This window comes from Acinetobacter sp. A22 (genome assembly GCF_030913345.1).
Taxonomy (GTDB): Bacteria; Pseudomonadota; Gammaproteobacteria; order Pseudomonadales; family Moraxellaceae; genus Acinetobacter; species Acinetobacter junii.
Window position 1 is genome coordinate 2520528 of record NZ_CP133162.1, and the last position, 20536, is coordinate 2541063.

At 37.8% G+C, this 20536-nt stretch carries 14 protein-coding genes and 3 pseudogenes; 5 read left to right on the top strand and 12 right to left on the bottom strand.

Annotation, left to right across the window (positions count from 1 at the left end):
- Nucleotides 1-9: 9 nt before the first annotated feature.
- Nucleotides 10-318, top strand: a complete 309-nt coding sequence (locus tag Q9Q86_RS12310) for a helix-turn-helix transcriptional regulator (RefSeq protein WP_001005874.1) — start codon at nt 10-12, stop codon at nt 316-318.
- On the top strand, nt 315-1604 hold the full coding sequence (locus Q9Q86_RS12315) for a type II toxin-antitoxin system HipA family toxin (RefSeq protein ID WP_045126937.1): 1290 nt from the start codon (nt 315-317) through the stop codon (nt 1602-1604). Before Q9Q86_RS12310 ends, Q9Q86_RS12315 begins: the two co-directional genes overlap by 4 nt.
- Before the next feature lie 18 nt (nt 1605-1622).
- On the opposite strand, the gene Q9Q86_RS12320 is transcribed toward Q9Q86_RS12315, so the two are convergent.
- The 9 genes and pseudogenes from Q9Q86_RS12320 to Q9Q86_RS12360 form a co-directional block, all read right to left on the bottom strand.
- Nucleotides 1623-4970 (bottom strand): DEAD/DEAH box helicase, encoded by a 3348-nt coding sequence (locus Q9Q86_RS12320; protein ID WP_112986538.1) that lies wholly within the window; start codon nt 4968-4970, stop codon nt 1623-1625.
- A gap of 264 nt (nt 4971-5234) precedes the next feature.
- Nucleotides 5235-6197: pseudogene (locus tag Q9Q86_RS12325) on the bottom strand (IS481 family transposase).
- Between the two features lie 103 nt (nt 6198-6300).
- Nucleotides 6301-7221 (bottom strand): hypothetical protein, encoded by a 921-nt coding sequence (locus Q9Q86_RS12330; RefSeq protein ID WP_005092561.1) that lies wholly within the window; start codon nt 7219-7221, stop codon nt 6301-6303.
- Between the two features lie 22 nt (nt 7222-7243).
- The gene (locus tag Q9Q86_RS12335) at nt 7244-8176 is read right to left on the bottom strand and encodes an IS5 family transposase (protein ID WP_160132045.1); all 933 of its coding nucleotides are present in this window, start codon (nt 8174-8176) and stop codon (nt 7244-7246) included.
- Between the two features lie 112 nt (nt 8177-8288).
- Nucleotides 8289-8609 (bottom strand): hypothetical protein, encoded by a 321-nt coding sequence (locus Q9Q86_RS12340; protein WP_000734101.1) that lies wholly within the window; start codon nt 8607-8609, stop codon nt 8289-8291.
- A gap of 123 nt (nt 8610-8732) precedes the next feature.
- Complete coding sequence (locus Q9Q86_RS12345; protein WP_000733361.1) at nt 8733-9116, bottom strand: hypothetical protein; 384 nt, start codon at nt 9114-9116, stop codon at nt 8733-8735.
- A gap of 24 nt (nt 9117-9140) precedes the next feature.
- Entirely contained in the window at nt 9141-9905 is a 765-nt protein-coding gene (locus tag Q9Q86_RS12350; RefSeq protein ID WP_000672051.1) for a hypothetical protein, read from the bottom strand.
- A 91-nt stretch (nt 9906-9996) separates the two neighbouring features.
- Nucleotides 9997-10605, bottom strand: a complete 609-nt coding sequence (locus tag Q9Q86_RS12355; protein ID WP_112986560.1) for a hypothetical protein — start codon at nt 10603-10605, stop codon at nt 9997-9999.
- A 540-nt stretch (nt 10606-11145) separates the two neighbouring features.
- A pseudogene (locus Q9Q86_RS12360) lies at nt 11146-12084 on the bottom strand (IS5 family transposase).
- Nucleotides 12085-12841: 757 nt separating this feature from the next.
- Between Q9Q86_RS12360 and Q9Q86_RS12365 the strand changes: the two are divergent.
- Genes Q9Q86_RS12365 through Q9Q86_RS12375 form a run of 3 tightly spaced genes read left to right on the top strand, consistent with a single transcriptional unit; the run spans nt 12842 to nt 18476 of the window.
- Nucleotides 12842-13339 carry a hypothetical protein gene (locus Q9Q86_RS12365; RefSeq protein ID WP_000543471.1) on the top strand — a complete coding sequence of 166 codons (498 nt, stop codon included), beginning with the start codon at nt 12842-12844 and terminating at the stop codon, nt 13337-13339.
- Entirely contained in the window at nt 13336-15516 is a 2181-nt protein-coding gene (locus tag Q9Q86_RS12370; RefSeq protein ID WP_001014911.1) for a hypothetical protein, read from the top strand. The genes Q9Q86_RS12365 and Q9Q86_RS12370 overlap by 4 nt, the downstream gene beginning before the upstream one ends.
- Entirely contained in the window at nt 15513-18476 is a 2964-nt protein-coding gene (locus tag Q9Q86_RS12375) for a site-specific integrase (RefSeq protein WP_112986559.1), read from the top strand. Before Q9Q86_RS12370 ends, Q9Q86_RS12375 begins: the two co-directional genes overlap by 4 nt.
- A 38-nt stretch (nt 18477-18514) precedes the next feature.
- Here Q9Q86_RS12375 and Q9Q86_RS12380 read toward each other — a convergent pair.
- From Q9Q86_RS12380 to Q9Q86_RS12390, 3 genes and pseudogenes are all read right to left on the bottom strand, one after another.
- Nucleotides 18515-18682, bottom strand: a pseudogene (locus tag Q9Q86_RS12380) (helix-turn-helix transcriptional regulator); the annotation flags it as partial.
- Nucleotides 18683-19321: 639 nt separating this feature from the next.
- A protein-coding gene (locus tag Q9Q86_RS12385) for an IS5 family transposase (protein ID WP_112987637.1) occupies nt 19322-20073 on the bottom strand; the annotation gives its coding sequence in 2 pieces (ribosomal slippage) (nt 19322-19737 and nt 19737-20073; 753 coding nt in all).
- Between the two features lie 38 nt (nt 20074-20111).
- On the bottom strand, nt 20112-20504 hold the full coding sequence (locus Q9Q86_RS12390; protein ID WP_227540315.1) for an MBL fold metallo-hydrolase: 393 nt from the start codon (nt 20502-20504) through the stop codon (nt 20112-20114).
- Nucleotides 20505-20536 lie beyond the last annotated feature (32 nt).

The following is a 20536-nucleotide window of genomic DNA, read 5'->3' on the forward strand; positions in this document are numbered from 1 at the left end:
GTGTCTACAATGAATGAGTCTTTACTTCAGCAAATCAAAAAAAGACGAACCCAATTGGGCTTAAAGCAAGTTGATATGCAATCCCGTACAGGCATTTCAAGACAGCAATACCAAAAGCTGGAAAGTCAGGGCAACCCTCGATTAGAGACCTTAGAAATTATCGCGGCAGGATTAAATGCTCAACTGATGCTCATCCCTGATGATAAGGTTCATTTGATTAGACAATTATTGAATGATGAAATTAAAGTCACTATTGAAGATCAGGATGACTTAATGACTAACCCATGGAAGGGTCTTCTCGGAGGAGAGGAACCATGAATACTGTTGCCGTCCTGAAATTAACATTACATCACGCTGTCGTTGGATACTTGGCAGGATTTCAGAGCGGAAAAAATATTCTGGTTTTTACGGATTCTTTCCGATTTGATCAGCAACGCCAGACCTTGAGCTTGCTGACTTCCCCCTTGTATCCTCAAGCAGATAAGATTTTAGAAAAGACTTATGTTACACATCAGCGCTTACACCCCTTGCTATCAAACTTGCTACCAGAAGGCGCATTACGCGAACTCATTGCACAAAGCCTTAAAGTACATATAGACAATGAATTTCAGTTATTGGCAGCTTTAGGTCATGACTTACCTGGAGCACTCATTGCGACCCCATTAGATCCAGAAGAAATTCCAGATGAAATAAAATTCAAACTGCAGATCTCGAATCCAGATCAGATTTTAAAGCAAGAGATTCGAACAGATAATAAGTTTTCCTTGGCCGGCGTCCAAATGAAGTTTTCCATGAAAGCCAAAGATGGGCGTTTTACACTAGCACAGGCAACGGAAACGACTCTACTCGGGGACTGGATTATCAAAACTCCTTCTTCCAGACATGCTTTTGTTCCGCTAAATGAATATTCTATGATGACCCTTGCCAAAACGGTCGGAATAGATGTCCCTGAGATTCGCTTGGTGGATATGGCCCTTTTACAAGACCTTCCACCATTAAATTTACCCCAAGAGCAATATGCTTTCGCAATCAAAAGATTTGATAGACAGAGTACTGCTGATACTACAGAGCTTATTCACATCGAAGATTTTGCTCAGATCTTCGGCGCATATCCACATCAGAAATACAGCACCACAAATTATGAGCAGATAGGAAAGATCATTTATCAATATTCAGATAACAAAATTCTTGATATTCAGCAATTTGCCAGCCGCTTACTCGTCAATATTTTACTCGCCAATGGAGATGCGCACTTAAAAAACTGGAGTATGATTTATCATGATAAAAGTGCACCCAGATTATCTCCCGCATACGATATATTAATGACCAGTGTATATATTGAAAATGAGCGTCATTTCGCATTAAATCTTGCCAAAAATAAAGATTGGTATTTAGCTGAGATGAAACACTTTGAACAATGGGCTGAAAAAGTCGGTGTTCCATGGCGTGTTATTGAAAAACAGCTTCACGTGATCATGGACAAAGCACGGTCAGTATGGCCAGTGCTATTACTAGACTTACCTATGATTTCTGCTCATAAAGAAAAATTAAGAGAACATTGGAAAAAATTGCATCCAGACTTTCAGATACTTACAGATGATTAGAGGAAACCTGTAACCAAGCTAAAATTTCTCAAACAAGTTCATCACGTCATTTTCCGTCAGTTTCGCTTCGCCCTCATGATCGGTACTTAGAATAGACTGTGCCAGTTCTGCTTTATTTTGCTGTAAGGCAAGAATTTTTTCTTCTATGCTTTTATTGGTAATCAGCTTATACACAAATACTGGCTTGTCCTGTCCAATCCGCCATGCACGATCTGAAGCTTGATCTTCAGCAGCAGGGTTCCACCATGGATCATAGTGAATGACTGTATCTGCGGCGGTTAAATTCAGACCGACCCCTCCTGCTTTCAGACTGATTAAAAATACCGGCACTTGTCCAGACTGAAATGCTGTAATGACTTCATCCCGTTTCTTGGTCTTTCCAGTCAGTTTCACATAGCCAATTTCTGCGTGATGGAGCTGCTGCTCAATCAGTTCCAACATTGAGGTAAACTGAGAGAAGATCAGAATTTTTCGCCCCTCCTCCACCATTGGAACGACCATATCCATCAACTGTTCAAGTTTGGCAGAGTGTGCCTGCCCGGTTTTCACTGAATCCAGCTTTAGTAAGCTAGGATGGCAGCACACCTGACGTAGCTTCAGTAAGGCATCTAAAATTTGAATTTGACTACGTTTAAAGCCTTTTTCTGCCACAATTTTCTGAATATTTTCCTGCATCGTGGCACGAACAGCCTCATATAACTTGGATTGCTGGTCATTCATATCAATATTGACTTCAATCGTAGTTTTTTCTGGCAATTCTTTGGCTACGTCAGTTTTCAAGCGACGTAAAATGAAGGGCTTAATCCGGTTGACCAGCTTTTGCCTTAACTGCTGATCACCGCGTTTTTCAATCGGATGACGGTACTTTTTATTAAAAATTTCTTGTGAATATAAAAATCCTGGCATCAGGAAATAAAATAGTGCCCACAGTTCACCCAAATGATTTTCCATCGGGGTACCTGTTAGACACAAACGATGTCGTGCTTTTAATTGGCGTACTACCTGTGCAGCTTTGGCACGCGGATTTTTGATATTCTGCGCCTCATCCAAAATGAGTTGATGATATTCATATTGCTTTAATTGTTCTTCATCTCTCGCTAGAAGCGGATAGGTGGTTAACACAATATCATAGTGCGGAATCTGCTCAAAATTCTGATGGCGGTCGGGCCCCTGTAGCAGCAATACCTTCAGCTGAGGGGTAAATTTTTCCGCTTCTTTGAACCAGTTATGCATCAGCGGTGTGGGTGCAACAATTAAGGCGGGTCTGTCCTGCAAATGACCAGCCTGCTTTTCCATGAGTAAGTGGGCTAAAGTTTGTGCTGTTTTACCCAAGCCCATATCATCCGCCAAAATCCCGCCATGCTGGGTTTCCCTTAAAAACTGTAACCAGCCTAGGCCCTGCTGCTGGTATGGACGTAATTCCCCCTGAAAACCTTGTGGTGTCGGCAGTTGTTGCTGGTAGCCTTGTTTGAATTTCTGTACAAATTGCTGCAGCTGGTCACTGACCTGCCATGTCATCCCAAGATTATGCTGCAATTCTAATAATTGACTCGCATCATAGCGATCAATACTGCGCTCTTCTTGCTGTAAAATGCTCTGCAGATGCAACAATACCGGCTTAATATCCCTAGCGGATAGCGCCAAATCAGGTTGATCAACTGCAGTTTTCACGGTGAAAATTTGACTGTCATGCAGATGAATAAAAGTCCGTGGATCAAGTAAATCAGGATTTACTCGCACCAAAGCTACGAGCGCATCAAGCAAATTATAAGAATTGCCTGCACTGTCTTGAACCGTCGCCCCGATATTGAACCAGTCCTGCTGGCCTTCAGATTCAGTGATAGAAATATTTAAATTTTCAACATATTGCAGGTTAAAGGGGCTGTTTTCCAGATGCTCTATCTGCCAGCCCATCAACTCAATTTGATTGATGGGCATCAGCTGTTTGATCCAGTCTCCATAGAAAGCAAAAACCATAGAATCAAGACGTTGTTTATCCAGTTTTAATTGCTGGTCATAACTAAGATCTTTCACCCACTTCAGTGATTCGACCAATAGCTGTAAACGCTGGATTGACTGTTGTTCCTGAACTAAGTCCCGAAGCTGTCGCACCATTTTGCCATGCTGCTCACCAATAAAACTGTCGCCTGATGTACCTGCTTTTATTCTTCCGCCTGCATAGGAGAATTCAATTTCAGCACAAACAGACTCTTCCCATTTCCAATCAAATTTATCTAAAACACCGAAGCGTAAAATTGGCTGGGGACTACCCTCAAGGACATCAATATGCTGAATAGACTCGGGCTGAGGCAGATTTTTCACGTCTGAATATTGATGAGTCAGTTTCTCAAACTCTGGCAAGAGCATAGATGGAAGATCAGGCATCTGTAAAAAATGGTACAGAAGATTTGCCGTATATTCACCATATAACTGGCCCACCGTGTTCTGTTGAATATCCACATAACATGGTGGATGGCTCGCGAGAATCTGAATATGTGGATTTGATTTCAAATCGAGTCGAATATCACCATTGACCAATTCAATGTTTAAATGCTCTGTCTGTTTGTTTACACCTTGTTGCCAGATCAGTTCGATGTGATAGCCTTGTTCTGACCATTGAAGTGCAGTATGGCTCTTTTTTTGCCAGTATACATCGCCACTTTGAATAAAAGATTTGAAATGCTCCAATAAAATGCTGGAGATATCAAGATTGCTTTGATAAAAGCGTTCGTCACTGTTTATTTTGGCATAATAATAAATCTGGTTAAATAATTGTCGTTTTTGTTCAGGTAAAGTCAGATGCTTTCTGGTGATATTTTCATATTGGGTATAATAACTTTCCCCCGCAATTGAGCCGTTTTTATTGCGTCTGGCCTTCTGAACATCAACTGTCAATTTCTTTAAGCTGACCGACTGATCTAGCAGGTAAATTAAATAATTGTTTGTTTTGACAGATTGCTCTGGTTCAGTCTGTTGTAAATACCGTTTAAAATCATTCAACCAGCGCTGTGCCTGATCATCCCCACGTTGGCGTTTTGCGATTCCCTGCGGGGATTGAGAGTCAGCATAACGCTGTTGAAATTCCTGACGATATTCTTGAAAGAATAACCGCGCTAAAGCAGCAGCATGTTTACAGTTATATCCAACCGGACAAGTGCAGTCGTCATCGATTAAACGGTCTTTTTGGGGATTATAGGTAATCGCGGTATCGTAATAATCTGTCCCTTCAATTTGAGCATACATCGTGACATCATCATTTTCCTCAAAAAACTCAATTGTTTCCCTATCAATGTGCTTAGCATAGCTCAGACTACGATGAAGAGTTGCAGTACTAAAGCGAGATAGAAAATTGATCAATGACGACATGATTACCAGACACTAAAAATGTTTATACAATTATAACGGACAAAGCTGTCATTTCAGAACAGTAGCCGAACTGCTCAACCTGAGCACAGATTCGACTCACTCAATAGGAATATTGTGAATAAAGACAATCAAATTCGAGAAGTTAAACAGTTCATTGAGATCGAAAATATCCTGATAGAAAGTGATCATTTCTTCACAACAGTTAATTTTAAACCAAATGGGGTCAAAAGTTTTAGCATTGTTTCTATGTGTGATTCATAGAGATCATTTCAATTTAGCGATCTCTAGATCCATCTTGTAATTGGCATGTTGAATCCGTTCATTTGAGGGGTTGTATTGCTTCTGGACTTCATCTGAGAAAGGAGTTTCTTCACATAATTCAAAGTACCTCTCCATCGGTGTTTTACCTTTCAACGCTGAATGTGGTCTCATCCAGTTATAGTAATGCTGCCATTCGGCTAGCTTGTCTTGGATATCCTCAGAATTGATATCTACAGTAGCGTAGAACTCAGATTTATCAGTTTTTTGTGAACGCTCTACCTTGCCATTCAGATGAGGTGAACCTGGTTTATTTGGCCTAAATTTGATTCCATGCTGCATCATTTTTTTCTGTACTTTTTCAGCAAAGAATTCCCGCCCACGATCGGTCTGTATTCGCTGTATGGGAAAAGGCATTTCTTCAATTACGCAGTCTAAAAAGTCGAGAGTATTCGCTGCTGTTCGGCGTTTATATATCCTTAAAACGCGATATCGTGTGCAGTCATCGATAGATGTGTACTGATATAGTCCTGGACCCAGTTTACAGGTATCCATTTGAATTCTATCGCCTGGTAATGGGCGTTCATAACGAATGAAATCTGCTTTACGACGGAATTTTTTAATCGGTTTGACTTGATGGGTGGATAGTACTTTATGGATAGTCGCTAAGGACAACGAGACTCCGTGCAGCCTCATCAATTCTGTTTGCAAACGTCGAGCACCAAAATTTCTAGCTGAGCGCATTTCTAATATTAAGGCTTTTAGCTCAGCATTGATTTTAGTATTTGGCGATTTTAAGGGACGTCTACTCTGGCTACTTAATCCATCAATACCTTGCTCAGAATATCGTTTCCACCACTTGCGTAACGTTGGTCTAGAAATGCCACATCTCCGACAAACTAGGCCAGCATCATTAGTCTCTTCAAATAATTTAACTCATACGAGTCTTTGTTGAATTTCTCTGTTCATAGACACCCATTATATTGAAATAATGTCTATGAATAAAATACTTAAATAAAAATTCTCCGACAAGCTCAGTACGGTTAATTTTTATCCAAATGAGTTTTCAAAATTATGCTTCATCCATAATCCATTCTTTAAAAAGAGCATCCTCGATTTCATAAGTACCATTTTCTGGTTTAAAAATAATTTGTTTTTTTGATAAAGAACGTAGGGCCGATTGAATACTTGATACCGCAATGTTATCTACACCAATGGAATCAGCCAGATGTTGTCTAAATTGACTACTATAAAGTTCAACTTGTGATTCCGCTATGGCTTTTAAAATTAGCTGTTCTAATAACTTAAACTCTCCCCATAATCCCGAAAAGTCACGATGCCCCATTGTATCGGCTATAAGCTGTTCCTTGGCAAAATCTATAGCCAGCATTGGGTTTAAGGCTAAACGCTCCACTAATGATCTTGCTAGTTGAGGACTTTGCTTCATATCTAAAAAAGCGTGCCATAAAATTTCTTTATTCAAACTACGTCCTGTTGTCTGATTAAATACATCTGCCAGATGATCTGTAAATGCTTTTGTTAGATTTGGAAAAGGTAAATTCTGTCCATAATGAAAAAAGGGAGCACTACTCACAGAAAACATTTGTCTCAGGCCTTCTCGACTTGAACCAGTAAAAACTACCTTTATTGTTTCTTTATGCATATCTAAAGCGGTACGTAAACTGGCAATCGTGGTTTTATATTTTGAACTAGCTAAAGCCTGAATCTCATCAAGTAACAGTAAAATAGGTTTCCCCTGCTGAGCCAGTTTAGTAATGCTAGACAAAATACTGGAATTCACTTGTCCTTGTAGAAGTGTCACTTCAGCTTTTACCCCTGCCACCTCTGTACTTAAAGAACCAATATTTTTAATCCAATGTGTGGCTTTCCCCATTAAGCCATTTTGTTTTGAAAACTCATCAAGAGCTTTTACAAACTGCCCTTCACTATGCAGGCCTGCATCGGCTTTGTTGCACAAAGATTTGAAAGGCAAAGCGCCCCTAATTGAGCCAAATTTAAGGCGTAACTTGGGTAAGTGGTCGACCTAATTCCGTAAATCTGTTGAGGACTGCTACACGTGCATGAACCTCATTGACTTGGCTATCAAAGCTCCTTGCACTGAGTTTATCTCCTAATAATTTGATGCAGTGCATTTTAGTCTCAACCAAACTTCGGCGATGATAGCCTGACCATTTTTTCCATAGTGTCCTACCTAAACGTTTAATTGTTCGAAGTAATTCATTTCGCTCTAGCGAGCTACTCTTTGTATCTTTCCATGGTTTCGCATTTTTTCTAGGTGGAATCACCGCATGTGCTTGCCGATCTGCAATGACCTGACGGCATTGCTTGGTGTCATAAGCTCCATCGGTATAAACAGAGTCAATCTGCTCATCTTGTGGAATCTGATTAAGTAAATCACCAAGCACCTGTGAATCACTGACATTATTGGTTGTGAGCTGAATAGCGCGTATTTGTAGGGTTTTGGCATCTATACCAATATGTAGTTTACGCCATTGGCGACGATATTCAGCTCCATGTTTCTTGCGTTTCCATTCGCCCTCACCTAGAAACTTCATCCCTGTAGAGTCTACGAGTAGATGCAGCCCATCGCTACTTTTTTGGTAGCTGATTGCAATATCAATATGCTTTTGTCTTCTACAAAGCGTACTGTAATCTGGTGCGGTCCAATTTAATCCGCAAAGTTTAATCAGACTTTGCACAAAGCCAGTGACCATACGTAAAGATAGACGGAATAAGGATTTAATCATTAAGCAGCATTGGATGGCTGCGTCGGAGTAGGTTTGATTTCGCCCTTGTTTGCCTTTTGATGGAGCATACCATTGCGTAGCAGGATCAAACCAAAGGGCAATATTTCCGCGATTAATGAGTGCTCGGTTATATGCGGGCCAATTGGTTGTGCGGTAGATTTTGTGTGTAGGCTTCTTCATTTGAAAATTATATCGCTGAAAAAGCCTTTACAGATAGGTTTGTGCAACAAAGCCTTAAATATATCCAAAAAAGTAATGGAGAAATAGCTCCAATTTCTATCTTTTAGTCAGCTTATTCTTTACTCATTTTACTATTTTGGTTGTTGTTAAAATATTGCTTCCGTCTTCTAGAATTATGCTTCCAACTTTTTGCAACTTTATAGACATAAGCAGGTAAATCATCCCATTCTTCAGGCAAGCCCGTACCTCGTGCAACACGAAGTTTTAAAGGATAGTTCTTATATTCAATCAAATGAAGAAAATAAAAACTACGCTCTTGAAGTGTACTGAACTTTTTATGATACACATTTCTCAGATGAGGGTATCGTTGTCGTATACCGTCATTAGGGTGAGTATTTTCAGGTTGTAGGTACTGAAATTTCAGCTTTTTCATATTGCCTCCTAGGTCACATTACCTAGAAGGGGTCCTCTGCGTAGTAGTTCATTGTTTTAAACCTATGACTTATCGTTGATTGATTGTTTTTTAACGCATGCTCTAAGCTGCCAATCCTTCTCTTTATTTAAAATAATAACTGATGGTCGTATCTTTATGATCTCCCCAACCTGTCGAGATATTTGTCAATTCAACACCATTTTTCTTGTAGCTTTTTACCAGGTATAAATAAGTACGTGGTGGAGAAACTTCATTGGTTCGTACTTTCTCAATCAAAATGAAAGTCTTGTCATCTAACCATTTTACTCTTAATGGTAATGGATCTTGGCATTGCCCTATTTCTGCATACATTGCAGCATCTTTTCCATTCTTGGAAAAGGACAAGCCTGCACATTCTACATCGGGTAAATCTAAGACCAATCGTTTACCAACTAAGCTTTCTTTTACGCCTGCACTAGCCAAGGTTGAAAGACTTAAACATAATCCTGCAATTATTAATTTTTTCATTTGAATAGACTCTTAATTTAGTTGTTAAAACACATTGTCAATAAAGCCACACTGTAAGATGTGTTGTGATGGATTTACTGGATTGTCATAAAGGCTAATAAAAGCAATCATGTCATTCGGATCAGATACATCTCTTTTATAGGGCTGGCTATAGATATAAATTTGTTTGGGGGTGTAGACCTTTTGATTGTTGAAAACCTCTCCATCAAAGACCTTTAAATGTGGATATTGCTGAAAGACTTTGTGGGTCTTGCTTCTGTTTTGATCATCATGCATTGAAGCTTTATCCCATTGCTGTTTAAAGCTTTTCAATTGTTGTCCGCTATAGCGACTAAATTGAATCTTTAATCCATCCTCAATCTTTTGTTTGGTGTTATTAATGTCATCAGCACGATAGATTGCAGTTTTTGCCCCTGCAACACTGACGTGTACTAAGGTTTCAATCCTTTTGATGGGATTGCTTTTGCTATTGGGTAAATAAACTTCGGTTTCAGGACAATCTTCACAGAAATTTTCATCATCAGGATCATTGATGACGCTGCTCTTTTGTTTGCGGTACTGCTGTTGAAATTGTTGCTGTAATGAGGTGATTCCAGATGGCCATTTCATTTCGGTGCCCATCAAGGCTAAGTGGTTACTCAAAGATTGTTCTTTCTTGGCCCAATCCAGACAAGTTAAGCCCTGCTCTAAGGTGAATGGCTTAGATGTAGACAGGGGTTGAGCCGTCACAGTCTGCATGATCAACAAGGTCATGCTGCTGATCAGTAGAGGTTTAAATCGAAATTTCATTTTAATGATCCTCGCATCTCCTACGGGCTTTGGCTACCCGCAAGAAGTGCTCGTGTAAAATACTTATTTATTTTTAATCGTTTAACATCAGTTATTGATAATGATCCGCTGATAGTAGCTGACGGATTTCACTGGCCATTTGTGGACTACGCCAAGGAAATAGGACTTTTAGACTGTAATTCGGTTTGAATGGATCTCGTGTGCCAATATTGACTTGAAACTCTCGTTTCATCGGTGTGCGATGAACTTGTTGATTGACATGTGTTCCCATCATTGGATTGCTGATCACAGTGGTCGTGGTTCTAAAATTATCTTCAACTAAGTTGTAGTGTCCAACGGAAGTGATGTAATCAAAGGGATATTTCACGAGGCGTTGATCTGGCTGATCAAACAGAATAATGGTTTTATCTTGGCTGTTGATCCAAACACCACGGTTTTGGTAGTTAAAAGTTTCTCCTTGACGCTTGAGTTGTTCAGTCATCCCGTCAAAGTAGGTATTTCCATATTCATAAAGGTAGTAAAGGATCACAAACCAGAACAGGTCAAAGCCAAAGAAGATGTAACCGAAAGCACCAAAAGAGAAGATTTTGGCAACGATGAGAAAGATCACGATGGGTAAGACCACACATTTTATAAAGAGCTTAGATTTTTGTGGACGGTGTTCAATGGTTATGATTTTGGGTTTGCTTAATTCAGTCATGGTTGTTTCCCGCATGTTCAATGCAATGCACAATCACCAGCAGATATAAAAAGGTTTATTTTTTATAGGCGTGACTTAGCCATCCACCGTTGGATTGTTCTTGTAAAAATGTTGTTTGAATACAGACGAATAATAATAAATTAGCCGTATCGCCCTCGTTGCAAAGCACAACAAGGTTGAACATGGGGTGAGTCGCAAATTAGAAAAGATTGGTACAGCATGAGAAACTCCTTGAATCTTAAGAAGTTCTGCCATATCACTGCTAAATAATGGTGGCAGAACAAAAGAGGGTTAGCAGACTGGGATCCAAGGAACCAGCACACCCGAAGGTGTCCCCCTTCTGTCCTACCATAAAGATAAAAGGGGGACGAGAAGGTCCACGAAAAATAGACAAGCTATTTTCCGTACTGGATCAACGGTCTGCTAAAACCGACTGGCAATGTGTGCCCGCAATCGCATAATAAAATTAAGAAGATATAGAGTCAATCGGCTTTGTTGTATAAAGATTTTAAAGAAATAGCTTTCCTAAGTTGCTCAAATTTAAGTGACAACTTGGGTTTGAGGTCGACCTAATTCTGTAAATTTATTTAAGGCATGAGTAGTACTACTACGCAAGGTGCATGAATTTCATTGACCTGACTATCAAAACTTCTTGCACTGAGTTTACCGCCCAATAATTTGATGCAATGCATCTTAGTTTCAACCAAACTGCACCGATGATAGCTAGGCCATTTTTGCTAAGCGTTCTTCCTAGAGGTTTGACAGTTTTCAATAGTTCATTTTTTCTAAAGATCCCAATTTCCTATCATTCCATGACCTTGCATTTTTTCTTGGAGGAATTTCCGCATGTGCATGACGATCTGAAATCACGTGTCTGCACAATTTCGTATCATATGCTCCATCGGTATAGACAGAATCAATGAGTTCATCAGATGAGATTTGATTTAGCAGATCACCCAAGACTTGTGAATCACTTACATTATTTGTTGTGAGCTGTATAGCTCGTATTTGCAAGGTTTAGCATCTATACCAATATGCATTTTACGCCATTGCCAACGATATTCAGGCTGATGTTTCTTGCGTTTCCATTCGCCTTCGCCTAAAAACTTTAGGCCAGTTAAGTCTACTAATAGATGTAGTCCTTCATGACTTTTTTGATAGCTGATCGCAATATTAATCTGCTTTTGTCGTCTGCAAAGTGTGGAATAATCCGGTGCTGTCTAATTTAACTCACTGAGTTGAATAATGCTTTGCACAAAGCCTGTGACCATACGCAAAAAAGTCGAAAGATAAATTTGATCATCAAACAGCACTGAATTGCTGTATCAGAATAGGTTTGATTTCTTGCATGTTTAGCTTGTGGCTGAGCATACCATTGAGTCTGGGGATCGAACCAAATTGAAATATTTCCTCGCTTGATTAAAGCTTGGTTATAAGACAATTCGTTGTGCGATAGATTTTGGATTCAGGTTTCTTCATTTGGAAATGATATTGCTGATGAAACCTTTTAGAATAGCTTTGTTCAACAAAGCCAATTTAAACTGATAAACATTATATATTTACAAGATATTTATATAATACACTTTCAACAGGATTTTTATTTTTAAATCGATATTAACAAAAAAAGCAGGACTGGCACCTATTTAAATTAAAACTTCTTGTACGCCACAATGTACCTCAGCCGAAATTTAATTGTAATTTTTTGTATTAAAAATGACTCGGAACTCAAACAATTTTTAGGCTATCTGCCTAATTTTTAAAAAATAATCTCAATTAGAATAAATATTTATTCTATTTTTATCAACAACTTAATGTGATACTTTTAAAACTGGTTAGCAGACTGGGATCACTGAAGGATACTAAAAGGCATCCTTCTTTTTTTCCCTAATAATTAATATTTACTGAATCTTAAAGACTTTAGTTTTAGAGATTCAGTTAGTAACACAACCTAAAACATTATTATTTTTCGATGGTTATTACTAATGAAACTACTAAGCAAATTTTTTAGTGTGTATTTGAACAATATAAATGTAAACAATAAATACTTTAATTTTAGAGATTTTAAGGAAAATAAAAAACCTTTGATTTAACAGAATAATTTTAAAAAAAACTTATCAGTATTTAGATCTGATCTAAACTTTCTGCGAGACAATAAAATATGTCAAAATCAAAAAAGGGGATTCAAAATTACCGTGTAGCTGTAAAAAATCTGCACTTAAAGTGTTATCCAAAATGTATGCATGCATATCAAATATGGATAGCTTTATTCCTCCAATTGAGTGATAAACAACAGAACTACCATCTTGATTTAGCTTTTAAACAGAATATCGACATTCCACTCATTACCACTAACACCCTGGGTCACTATTTTTTTAGTAGTCATTTCAGCTGGATCTATGCCTATTTTTACAACAAGAATAAAAATGAATTTACGTTTAGAGCTTATGAGAAAAATAATTCCTACGAATTCACAATCCAGGCTTTAAGCGAAGTAATGGCCTTACTGTGTTCCGGATTACATCACTCAATTCATGGCTTAGATATCATCGCGCATTGGCTAAATGAACAATACTTAGCCGCACATCTTCAGGAAGTTTTCGGACAGGAAGTTTTAACTATCAATCATCTAAGAGAATTATCAGGGCTATCTAAATCCCAAAGTCCAGTAAGTTCTATTTCAAATTATGCTGGTCCACTTTCATTAGAAAAAATTCTGGCTGGAATATCATCATGAACGGATATAGTTACTTAGAAGATACTCAAGAATTAAAGCTTGAGCCATTTCGAGACTTCTATCAAGCACTGGCAGAAGCAAAGCTAGAAAGTTTTCAAAATTCAATCAAACTCAATGACTTCATTAAACCTACTGAAATTATTGAACTTAACAATATTATAAATCAAAAACTTATAGAAAAATCAATCAGTGAATATCCTCTGGTTCATTATCTTATTGCAGTCATTAATACCCCTTCAGCATATCAAGCTAATGCCCTGAAATGGGCCATTTTCAATACTAGATGTATTGAATTGCTTGATAGCAAAGAACATGCAGCCACCGTAGCAAATCTTTGTATGCGTTTTCGTTTAGCCTGCAGAAAAAGGGAATACCATTGGCTTTATAACTTCTTACCAGCTCTCCCGATGGAGTTGGAGGATCTACTTGAGTTTTTAAATAAAGCTGAAACAGAGAATAAAAATTTACTTGAACGTTCTACTCCAAAATTAACAGCAAAACAAATTGGACAATTGGCAAATATCCGCGTTATTTATACGTATGCGCATACGCAATCAGATCGGCAAAAAAGACACAGGCAAAATAATCCAAGCGCCCAGGAGCCTCCTCAAATCGATGTTAGGAAAACATCAAAAATAACTATCGATGATGAGCAAACACATCAGACTTATTTTGAACGCGGTATAGCAAAACAACCACGTGAGGATAAAACTATAGAAAAAGTTGAAGACCATAATTTTGAATTCAACCCACTAGAGCAATCTTCTATTACAGCTCAGATCAATAATCTCAAAAACAGAATTCTGCATCAAAACAAGAATGAATTAATGAGCAAGTCAAATCCTCATGTCTTCGATTTACCTACCGCACAGTACATTATGCAAATTTTATTAGAACGGGCAGAAAACTCTCCAATTCATGCATTGCTTTTATTCTCAGTACTTAGTTTCACGCATTATGAAGAGCTACTGGTATTCAGAACTCGTTTCTTTCTAAGCTCAAGAAGTAAAGAAATCCGTTTTAGTCATGAAAACTGTTTTTTCAAGCAAGGTATTGATAATTCGAAATTTAAAGATGCATTATTAAAAGAATATATGCTCAACATTGGTAATTCTTTTACCATCCCCTTACCCAAAGTTTATTTAGATCGAATCTTTCAGTTAAAAAATTGGGATAAAGCTGATATTGCTTCTGATGTACAAGATTATCTACGTAGAATCAGTGATGATCTTACTTTCCCTTTAACAACTCAAAATCTTCCTCGTTTAATCAGTGACATTACATTGAATGAACTAGGATATGAATTAGAAAGTAAATTATTCGCTGGAGAAAATGTTAATAACTACACTCCATGCCATTATTTCTCAACGAAAATTATTGATATCTTAGATATTTATATTCAAACACTTGATCTGGTTTGCCCTCAGCTTGACACTGGATATATTGAGGAATTTAAATCCCCTATTACGTTTGGCAGTCAGCAAGTACCGAATCTCCCATTCGTCCAGTCTTTTTTTTACCAGCTTGACCACAAAGTTAGGAATAATCTCAATCCCTTTCAGACTTTAAATCATTATTCGATGTGGCTTTGGCATATTTGCATGTTGACAACTTCAGCACGGCCGAGTGAGTCCTTCCCGCCCAGTCTAGATTATATTGACCTTGACAACAAATTGATGGCTGTTGCAGATAAAGAGCAGCGTTATTCAGGCACCATTGGACGCTATTTACCTTTTAATAATTTTCTTCGTGATGAAATACAGCATTACCTAAAGTATTTGAAATATTTTCTGCAGCTCGCAAAAGCCTATTTGACGCAAGAACAAGTACAAGCAATCCAAGAGGTCTTCGATGGTGAACGTCTCTTGCTCTTATTTTACGATTCGAAAGGATATGTCCGAAATCTGGAACTTTCTGATATTCAAAAATACTGTACCGAAATAGCATTACAGCGCAATTGGACCCGCCATTTCGCTCGCTATTTTTTTGCCCAATACTGCAATGAAGATCTAATAAATGGCATCTTTGGTCATGATGAAGCTATGCAGGAACTGTTTGACCGCTATTCAGGTTTTAAGACAATAGATTACGATCAGATTAGAGCAGCACAAGACAAGCTGGTCGAAATCTTAGCGCTTAAAAGCATGTCTACGTTTACAGGAATGACTATTGCATGAGCAAACATCCGCACTCGCTAAAACGATTAAAAAAGCAAAGAGAGAAAAAAAAGTTTTTTTTGCAATTATTTAGCGAAAAATTCACAGAACTCACACCCGAAAATTATCCAGAAATTTTTCGACAAGTTGACGATCGACTTTTAGAGCACTGTAAGTCAAATATCCGAAGCTACCAAATCGCACGTATAGAATTTGCTAAATATATCAAGCGCTTTAATCTTTCATCGAATCACCACTATCCGGTGCCTGCCGCCCCCGTGAGGTACGAAAGGTCTCTGCCACTACAAAATATTGAAACCTTAAAACATGGCAAAAAGGTGACTCAATTTGCCAAAAATTTGATTGCTCACTGGACAGAACATAATGACTTCAGTCCAACTCAATCCCTCGCTTTTTGTTTGATCAGTTCAATATTATTTAATGGCATTTATAACCATGCCGAATTGCAATTTTTTTTAAAAATTATTTTAAAAACAAAGAAATTTCAAAGTTTTTTAAACCTAAATCATATGGTAACACTCGAAATCCCGAACCGGAATTTCGGTAATCAGCGTATAAATGACCCTGATTTTTCAGTCAGCTATACAAAAACGTTTGTGCTACACGACATTGTGAAATGCTGGATCTACAGACTAAAACATCAAAAGTTTGATTTATTTTCGGATATTGAAGATGCAGAACATCTGATTAACGCTTGTATTATTGAATGCTTCCCCGAGGAAAAGCTACGTTGTAAAGACCTGTTAAAATACGGTTTTTACTATACACAGTTCCTGAAAAACAGCGGACTGGATCAAATGTCCATTTGTATCTTAAAAAATGAAATTTACAGTTCCAGTCCTCTCGAAAAACAATTAGAAGCTTATTTTGTTCAGTTTGAACAAAAGCACACCAATAACATTAAAGTTGAGAATACTTGTGAAAACCATCAGGCCCACTCTAGAGTCAATATCGCATCAGATATAGCAGAAACTCTTGTAGAAATACGTCAAGCCATTCGTGCAAAAAACTATAAAGATCAACTCATAGGGTTATATTCCAGAGAACTGTCTCCTGCCTTAGAGCGTTTGTTGCTGTGGAGCATTCTACGTTCAAAATTAACGGAACCTCAACTGGACCTTCTCAATCATATTATTCAGCAGCAGCAACGATTTAAGCGCAAGCTTATACGTGCAGATTTTCAGCCGCTCAAGCAAAGTTCTCTGAAGACCATGTTTTCACAGTTTGCAGTCCATTGGCTGCAGGCAACGCAAGACAAAGATATTTCATCATTTTCAAATGCTGATTTTGAAGATCTGTATGGAGAAATGCTTTTATTAAGGAAGGAAACAACTAGAGAGACTTTACAAAAACGTCTACAGGAGTTTCATCACAAACAGACATTATTTTTTAACGCGCCCACTGTGGATCTGGATAGTTTAATCCAAGTAAAAATCTGCAGAACCGCATTGATCTCGCCCCATATTTTTTACCGCATGCTAGAGCAGCTCGAAAATACTCAAGATATTTCAATTCAGGATAAAAATATATTTAAACTGATTTTTATTCTGGGGTTCAGAGTCGGACTACGGATCAATGAAACATTGAATATCTTCGTACGTGATCTATTTATTGGTGCAGATGCTGTGATACTCACCATTCGCAACAATCGCAATAAAAATCAAAAAAGCTACTCAGCTTACCGCAAGATTCCTTTACATCATCTACTTAAAGCCGATGAATTACATGCATTTAAAACATATAGTCAGAATAGAAAACGCCTGCTAAAAGAACAAAGAAAATCAGTTACTCAACCGCTATTTTTAAAACAGTCCCTAGAAGAAACTCACGAAAATGAAGTCAATGCTCTCTTGAAACAATTGATCCAGTCTGCTTCTGGAGAACACAGTTTTACTTACCATACTCTGCGTCATTCAGCATTTAATCATCTCTATCTGGTTTTAAAACACTCACCGCTTGCTGATGCATTTACAGACTATACGCCAAATGATCAACTACGCATCCGTTATGCATTGCTGCGAAACAAAAATACTCAGCAAACCTGGTATGCGCTTTCTCATTTTGCCGGGCACCTAACGCCTGAAACCACTTGTTCAAGCTATCTGCATTTAATGCATCTAGCAATTAGCTACCAGCTGAATCAAATGCACAGCCCGCTTCCTAAAGAAGCCTATTTTAATATTCTGAAACATGATGATTCTATTAAATATCCTGTTCAGCAGCGGGCGATCAAACATTTTTTATTTGATCAACTCACTAAAGACCGTTACAGGCAACATGATCATCAATTTCAACCAGGTCAACAGAAATCACCTGATTCACTGATGCTAGGAGCTCATGACTCAGAGATGACTTTTGAATTATTGCATCACATTCTTGCAGTAGAAAAAGAACAAGACCTTCTATTACCTGAAGCCATTCCTTTGCAAATCGCGCAAAAATTACGTGCTAGAGCCCAGCATTTGAAAACCTCCTGTGTAAACCAAAAAAAATCATCGAGGTTATTTACCACAGATTTTTTAAGGAAAACTCCGAATGCATTGGTCACCATGTTGCCAACCAATCAGGAGGAGAAAAAGGTCATTCACCATGTCCAGGAGCGTTATGCAAATGTACAAAGTAAATATAAAAAACAGCTTCATACGATCTACTCAATTTATCTTGAAAAAGTTCAGCCCAATTCAGCCCAGTTCATTTTTGAACTGAATGAAAAACGCCAACTGAAAAAGTTTATGTCTTTTATCAGCAGTTTATTTCCTAAAAAATATCTTCATCTTGAGCTTTCCCAACAGAGCGAGGAACAGCTCAAAAACACATTACAAGATTTAGCATTACGGACAGAAAATTTCAGCCTGAATGAGGATGAAGAGCGAATCAAGTTCTCTTTCAAGTATAAAGATGCAAAAGCACTTGGGGTATTCAAACTACTGATGTACCTAATGATCGTTTCTCGTCTTTAAGCGATCATTTAGATCGAAAATATCTTGGTAGAAAGTTCTTATTTCTTCACAACAGTTAATTTTAAACCAAATGGGGTTAAAAGTTTTAGCATTGTGTCTAGAGTTGGATTTGCATCTGATCGCTCTAGTTTCTATAAAGTTTGAAGCGAAATTTTAGTGATCTTGGACATTTCATGTACTGTCAGATGCAGCTCTGTTCTAATGTACTAGCTCAAACCTGATCTGACAGTTACCCATTTTTTAGTGTTCCTGCTTCAGCTTGCTTTAAAATACTCATGATTAAGCTATCTAAATATTTAGATGTTTTCATAGAAAATCTCCTCGTTTAAAGGTTATTCGATTTTCTACTTTTAAACTCGTTTAATTTTAGGAAGCATTACCCACTAAAAATCAGATAGCTTTTTTCAATCAATATATTTCGTTCAAAGATGATGCATGAAGCTAAAAATTCTGGGGTCCAAATATCCATCAAAAAGAAGATCACTTTTGAGTCATGAAAGATGTCTATTCTATAATGTTCCTAAGAATGAATAATTATTAATTATGAGGCCTTACTAAATTTGGTTTAATGGGATCTTCAAGTATTGGACTCCATTTTGACTGTTAGGTGGAAATTTACCTGCTGCCAAGTTAATTTGAATCGCATAAATCAATAACTGAGGTGGACTTAAAGTTGAGTCACGCTGCTGTCTCATATGTACAAAACTAGTTTTATCTACCTCTTGCTTAATATGAATATTTTCTTTTTTCTGTTGATCTACCGTACTTAAAAATTCATGTGATCTATAAGCCGGTGGATAATCGTGGCATAAATAAATTTTAGTGCTATTAGGGTCTGTTGAGAATTACCGAGAGTTAATTACACTCGCGCACAATTGAATCATGGCTTCAAAACTCGTATCTGTTTTACAACTACGCATCGCTATACGTTTAAATTCTTTTAACTTACAGAAATAGTTTTCAATGAGATGACGCCATTTATACATAGTCGTATCAAATGCTCTCATTACTTTTCGATTAGATTTGGGTGGGATCACCACTTTCACTTTACGTTCATTGAGTTCTTGGATGAGCCAATCTGCATCAAATGCTTTATCAGCTAGTAATGCTTGAAAATCAACATCTTCAATTAAAGGTTTGGTTTCTACTAAATCGTGATATTGACCAGGCATTAATCGAAACTTAATGAGGTTGCCTAGACTATCCACTAAGGCAAGAATTTTACAGGTCATTCCACCTCGAGATTTACCTATAGACTGTTTGAAAGTCCCCCTTTTGCACCTTGCCCATGTCGATGAACTTTAACAATCGTTCCATCAATCATGGCGTATTCCAAATCAACATCTTCATTTACAGATGCAAAAATAGTTTCAAATACACCAGCTTTAACCCAGTCACGGTATCTTTTAAAGACGGTATTCCATTTACCAAAATGAGCAGGTAGATCACGCCATGGACTGCCTGTACGGGCAATCCATAGGACTGCTTCTAAAAATAATCGATTATCTTTTCCACTACGACCTCGATCGGTCACTTTACCTAGGCAAAAAGGTTCCATTTTTGCCCATTGGGCATCAGTAAGTATGTATCTATCCATAGTACTATTATAAATTAATCAGTAGTCTTTGTTAATTCTCAACAAGCCCTAGGAAATGCTAAAATTTTCATAATAGATTTATAAAGTTGATATGCATTTCCTCCTGGAAAATCACATCTCGCAGTACCAATATCTGTTGCGAATAATGTATCTCCGACAAAAATATGCTCCTCTACTTTAAAGGCAATATCTGCCGGAGTATGACCTGGAACATACAATGCCATAGCCTGATGACCACACAATTCAAAGACTTCATCTTCTTCAAAAAAATAATCAAATTGAGATACTGTGGCTGGAGGAAGATCATAAACAGGATGAAACATCTCAAATACAGAGTGGATATGCTTGCTTACCCCAATCTTTCCACCTAATTTTTGCTTGATATAAGTTGCAGCGGATAAGTGATCTACATGAATATGGGTTTCTAAAATCCTGAACCGTACCGGGTTTGTCGGAGACTTTT

Coding starts and splice junctions, on each gene's coding strand:
- Q9Q86_RS12350 (WP_000672051.1), bottom strand. CDS start 9,905: ATGAAATTTCGATTTAAACCTCTACTGATCAGCAGCATGACCTTGTTG.
- Q9Q86_RS12340 (WP_000734101.1), bottom strand. CDS start 8,609: ATGAAAAAGCTGAAATTTCAGTACCTACAACCTGAAAATACTCACCCT.
- Q9Q86_RS12370 (WP_001014911.1), top strand. CDS start 13,336: ATGAACGGATATAGTTACTTAGAAGATACTCAAGAATTAAAGCTTGAG.
- Q9Q86_RS12355 (WP_112986560.1), bottom strand. CDS start 10,605: ATGACTGAATTAAGCAAACCCAAAATCATAACCATTGAACACCGTCCA.
- Q9Q86_RS12320 (WP_112986538.1), bottom strand. CDS start 4,970: ATGTCGTCATTGATCAATTTTCTATCTCGCTTTAGTACTGCAACTCTT.
- Q9Q86_RS12365 (WP_000543471.1), top strand. CDS start 12,842: ATGCATGCATATCAAATATGGATAGCTTTATTCCTCCAATTGAGTGAT.
- Q9Q86_RS12375 (WP_112986559.1), top strand. CDS start 15,513: ATGAGCAAACATCCGCACTCGCTAAAACGATTAAAAAAGCAAAGAGAG.
- Q9Q86_RS12310 (WP_001005874.1), top strand. CDS start 10: ATGAATGAGTCTTTACTTCAGCAAATCAAAAAAAGACGAACCCAATTG.
- Q9Q86_RS12315 (WP_045126937.1), top strand. CDS start 315: ATGAATACTGTTGCCGTCCTGAAATTAACATTACATCACGCTGTCGTT.
- Q9Q86_RS12335 (WP_160132045.1), bottom strand. CDS start 8,176: ATGAAGAAGCCTACACACAAAATCTACCGCACAACCAATTGGCCCGCA.
- Q9Q86_RS12345 (WP_000733361.1), bottom strand. CDS start 9,116: ATGAAAAAATTAATAATTGCAGGATTATGTTTAAGTCTTTCAACCTTG.